This window comes from Nocardiopsis lucentensis DSM 44048 (assembly GCF_000341125.1).
Classification (GTDB): domain Bacteria; phylum Actinomycetota; class Actinomycetes; order Streptosporangiales; family Streptosporangiaceae; genus Nocardiopsis; species Nocardiopsis lucentensis.
In genome coordinates this window covers 1-4,848 of the sequence record NZ_ANBC01000236.1, presented here as the reverse complement: position 1 = coordinate 4,848, position 4,848 = coordinate 1, and the positions used below count along the sequence as shown (strand labels likewise).

The window sequence follows — 4,848 nt, the reverse complement described above, 5'->3', positions numbered from 1 at the left end:
GGTCCCAGCCGTAGACGAACGGCAGGCGTTCCTTGGTGATGCCGTGCTCCAGCATGCGGGCGGCGTCGATCTGCTCGGCCAGGGCGATGGGCGCCTCGACCCCGGCCTCGCGGATGTGCGCGTCCATGTCGCGGGCGTGCGCGAGCTTGCGGCCGACGTCCTTGCTGGCCTTGGCGGGCGGGATGAGCTTCATCCGCAGGGACATCTCGACGGGGAAGGGCAGGGCGTCGGCGTGGTGCATCCAGGGTTCGCCGTCCGGGAAGGGCATGAGGTCCGGGAAGCGGGCGAAGGACAGGTAGGCGACGTGGGTGGATCCGGCCGGCTGTTCGAGGCGCAGGGACGATCGGCCGTTGTACACGACGCCGTCGACGAGCGCCTCGATCTCGCCGCGCCCCCAGGTGCGGCGCCCGGCGGCGGAGGGGCGCACCTCCTCGGCGGTGCCGCTGACCGCGTGGCGGATGAGCCAGGCGACCTCGTCGGAAGTGGCGTGGCGGGCGTGCAGCGAGCTGGCGGCGAGGGCACGGCCGAGGCGTTCGGACTGCTCGGTCCATCGGGCGATCTCGCGGTCGTCGATGGCGTCGTCGGTGATGCCGAGGACCTGTTCGGTGCGCTGGTAGGCGCCGAAGAGCTGGGAGAAGAGGCCGAGGCCACCCCCGGCGTTGCGCATGCCGAGACGGACTCCGAGGTAGACCTCCTTGGTCCAGAAGTCCTTGGCCCAGACGTGGCGGTACATCTCGTCGAGGTAGTCGTACCAGCCGGGGCCGGAGTCGGCGGTGCCGTCCAGGCGGGTGGCCCAGGCGGCGGCCGGGTAGGTGCGGTGGGCGACGCGGAGGTGGACCTCGGCGTCGTTCATCCGGATGGCGGCGAGCGCGATGGTGATGTTGGTGGCGAGCGCCTGGCGTTCCTCAGGCGTGGTGAACTCGTAGGACACCGTCGGGAGGCGGAAGTAGGCCCAGGCCTCGGTGTCGCTGAACAGCACGCGGTCGTCGAAGTAGCGGACCGCGAGGCGGGTCGCGCCCCGGGTTCCCCTGGTGCCGGTCATCTGGTTGCCCTTCTCGTCGCGTCGCGGCGGGGCGTGCCCGATCCGGGGCCGCCCCCGGGCCTCCCGCCTGTGCCACCCCCCATAGTGGTGCATTGCCTGGGGGCAGAGAAGCGGACGGGATTCCGGCGCGCCCGAATCCCGGTCCCGAACCATTCGGCCGGGGTTGTCCACAGGTTCCCGGGACGGTCTACCGCCCGGACGCGCCGACAGGTTTCATGGAAATCGGGGGTCCCCACGAACCGCCCGCCTCGGGCTGCCCACGACCCCGCCGAGGCGGGTGGGTCCCGCACCGGAGCCCACCGGTGGGGAGAGGGCCCCGAGCCCCGCCGCCACGGCCAAGGGCCCGCACCGGAGTCCGTCGACTCGGATGCGGGCCCTCCCGCCGCGACTCGGACCCGTCGGGCTCCTCCTACGGGAACCTCTCCGGGACGGGTGTCCGCGGAACTCCGCCTGGTGCGAAACTCCGCCTAGTACCGCGACGACCTGTCGTCGCGGTACTAGCAGCGGTCGTCGATCGTGGACTGGATGGCGGACCGCTCGGCGTGGGTGACGGTGAGGTCGTAGCGGTACTTCACGTTCACCCAGGCCTTGACGTAGTCGCAGTGGACGGCCGTGTTCGGCGGCATCCACTCGGACGGGTCGTCGTCGCCCTTGCTGCTGTTGCTGGACGGGGTGGCCAGCCACAGCTGCGGGGAGTCCACGTCGTTGGCGAAGTCGCGGCGCTGGGAGGTGCTCCAGTAGCGGGCGCCGGTCTTCCAGGCCTCACTGAGCGGGACCATGTGGTCGACGCTGATCTGGGACGGCTCGTCGTACACCCACGTGCTGTCGAAGGAGCTCCACCAGCTACCGGAGGTGGGCTGGCAGCGGGAGTCGGTGACGACGTCGTGGCCGTCGCGCAGGAGGACGACCTGGCGCGCCGAGCAGTTGCCCTGGACGTCGGCCCAGTGCGGGAAGAGGCTGCGGTCGTAACCGCTCTGGGGCCCCTTGGGGGCGACGGTGAGGGAGTTGAGCTGGCTCTGGGCGGCCGAGGTGCTGGGGATGCCCGGCGGCAGGACGTGGTCGGCGGAGGCGGGGGCCGCCCAGCCGAGGACGGCGAGCAGGACGACTGCGGCGAGGGACACCAGGGCTCTGCCCAGCGTGCGGGGGGTGGGGGGCACGTTCTCTCCTCTGGAGCGGGGGTGGAGGGAAGGGACCCCACCACAGTGCGCCGACAACGTTTTCCGGTCCAGCCCCGCCAGGGGAATTCGGGCGTAATCCGAAGTGAACCGACAGGTTCTACCGAGAACCCAGCCTCACCGCTGTACCATATCCCTGTGATCTAGCGCACAGGAAAATTCCGAGGGCCCGCAGCCTATCGCGGCGACCACGGCTGCAACTGGACGACCTGGGAAGATGCCGCCTTGGGGCGGATCTTGGCGACCCGCGCCACGACTCCGCAGGTGAGGCGCGGCGCCAGCGCGAGGAGGGAGCGAAAACGAGAAGAAAGAGAAGGTCCAAATTTCAGTTTTGCCCCATATAGTATAGCAGTAATACCCACTTGAAGAATTATCAAACACACTGCCGACGGGCATCCTCATAAAGGTCGTCGAATATTTGTTAAGTTCGCGTGTCGTAAGGACGACCGTCGACCTCAGAGAGGATGAACCCCCACCGAGGGGATCGGCCATGACTCTGCAGATGGATGCTCCGACCGCGGACGAGTACCCGACCCGAAAGGCCAGCGAGGCCGCCCTTCTGTACCGCAAGGACCCCGTTGTCTGGGGACCCGCGGCGGACGGACCCTTCACCGCTGAGGAGATCAGCGACTACGACGCGCGCGGCTACGCGCAGATCCCGTCCCTCGTCTCGGGCGAGGAGGTGAGCGCCTACCGAGCCGAGCTGGAACGGCTCAGCTCCGACCGGGCGCTGCGCCGGGACGAACGGGTGATCGTCGAACCGACCTCGGACGAGGTCCGCTCGATCTTCGAGGTACACAAGATCAGCAAGGTCTTCCACGACCTGGTGAACGACCCGCGCCTGGTCGAACGAGCCCGGCAGATCCTCGGTTCGGACGTGTACGTGCACCAGAGCCGGATCAACTACAAGCCCGGGTTCGGCGGCGGCTCCTTCTACTGGCATTCGGACTTCGAGACGTGGCACGCCGAGGACGGCATGCCGCGGATGCGGGCGGCCAGCATCTCCATCTCGCTGACCGAGAACTTCACGCACAACGGCGCCCTGATGATCATGCCCGGCTCGCACAGGACGTTCGTGTCGTGCGTCGGCGAGACCCCCGACAACCACTACCAGGCGTCGCTGAAGAGCCAGCACGTCGGCACTCCGGACCAGAGCTCGCTGACCATGCTGGCCGAACGGCACGGCATCGACGTGCTCACCGGTTCGGCGGGCGACGCGACCGTGTTCGACTCCAACTGCATGCACGGGTCGGGCGGCAACATCACCCCCTACCCGCGGTCGAACATCTTCATCGTGTTCAACAGCGTCGAGAACGCGTGTGTGAAACCGTTCGCCGCGGGCAGCCCTCGCCCGGACTTCCTGTCCGCGCGCGACTTCACCCCGGTCGGCCGCTGAGCCGCCACCGCTGACGGGTGCCCGGCGCCCTGACCACCACCCCGATCTCCGTGCGGGCGGGCGCGTGTCCGCCCGCACGGCGCGCTCAGGAGCGCGTGAGGGCGTTGACCAGGACCCCGCCCAGTGCGCCGTGGGCCCGCTTGGTCGCGGGACGCAGAGCGCCGACGTCGATCCTGGTGTAGGACGAGCCGAGGTGGTCGTCCCACGGGATCCGGACGATCGCCCGGCAGCGACCGCGCGCCACCCGCTCGGCGGCGTCCACGTCCGCCAGGCTGCGCTTGCTCACCCCGTTGACCACGAGCACCGAGCTCGCCCGCAGGGCGCCGTAGCCGTTGCCGTCCAACCACTCGAAGGTCATGGACACGGCCCGCTCGGCGTCGGCGTTGGCGGGGGCGACCAGGACCAGGCCGTCGGCCACCGGCAGGGCCCGGGCCACACCCGTGGCCGCCGGGTCCAGGAGGGTCACGGCGTAGAAGCGGCCGAGCATGTCGGTGAGCTGGCCGTAGTCGCGTTCGTCGAGGGTCTGGACGTAGGGGTCGTCGAGGGTCTGGACGATCTCCAGGCCGGTGCTGGCGCGGCTGGTGTAACCGCGCATCCGCGCGTGGTCGTCGACCTCGTCCGCGTTGGCGAGCAGCGCGGTGAGGGTCTCGGGGGCCTGCGCGCCGACCCGGCGGGAGAGGCCGTTGGGACCGGGGTTGACGTCGACCGCGACCACCGGCTCGTCGCGGTGCGCGGCCAGGGTGTGCCCGATCATGAGCGAGGTGACGGTCTGACCGGCGCCGCCGGTGCACCCGAGCACGACGAGGCTGCGCGGCTCGGGCAGAGGGGCGCGCAGCCGGGCGATGTCACTCGCGGGCAGGTCGGAGCGGACCGGGGCCGCTCCGCCGGTGACCACCTTGGCCAGACGGCGCCAACCGCGCGTGCCGCCGGAGTCACCGGCGTCACCGGTGTCCCTGGCGTCGTCGGCGTCGCCCTCCCGGGGTTCGGGCTCCGTGGGCACGGGGCGGGGTGCGGGAACCCCGGTCGGGGTGTCGCCGAGCCGCTCCTGCTCGCCGGTGCCGTGGTCGAGTTCCAGCTGGGGTTTGGGCTCCTCACGGCGCGGCGGTTCGGGTTCCTCTCCGGGCACGGGCTGACCGAAGAGGTGGCCGAGCCTGCGGGCGTTCTGCGCGACCCGGTGGAAGACGCCGTCGTGGGGGTCACCGCCGTCCGGACGGCCGTCGGCCGCGGTGCCGCCG

Annotated in this window: 3 protein-coding genes and 1 pseudogene; 1 reads left to right on the top strand and 3 read right to left on the bottom strand. The window is 70.5% G+C overall.

The features are described from left to right. Positions 1 to 1,042: pseudogene (locus D471_RS0107925) on the bottom strand (ATP-binding protein); the annotation flags it as partial. A gap of 497 nt (positions 1,043 to 1,539) precedes the next feature. Next, on the bottom strand, positions 1,540 to 2,199 hold the full coding sequence (locus tag D471_RS0107920) for an HNH endonuclease family protein (protein ID WP_017598118.1): 660 nt from the start codon (positions 2,197 to 2,199) through the stop codon (positions 1,540 to 1,542). 508 nt (positions 2,200 to 2,707) lie between these two features. On the opposite strand from D471_RS0107920, the gene thpD reads away from it, so the two are divergent. Next, complete coding sequence (thpD, locus tag D471_RS0107915; RefSeq protein WP_017598117.1) at positions 2,708 to 3,613, top strand: ectoine hydroxylase; 906 nt, start codon at positions 2,708 to 2,710, stop codon at positions 3,611 to 3,613. A gap of 85 nt (positions 3,614 to 3,698) precedes the next feature. On the opposite strand, the gene D471_RS40075 is transcribed toward thpD, so the two are convergent. After that, positions 3,699 to 4,848 (bottom strand): MinD/ParA family ATP-binding protein (locus D471_RS40075; RefSeq protein WP_017598116.1); only part of this gene is annotated, 1,150 nt, incomplete at its 5' end.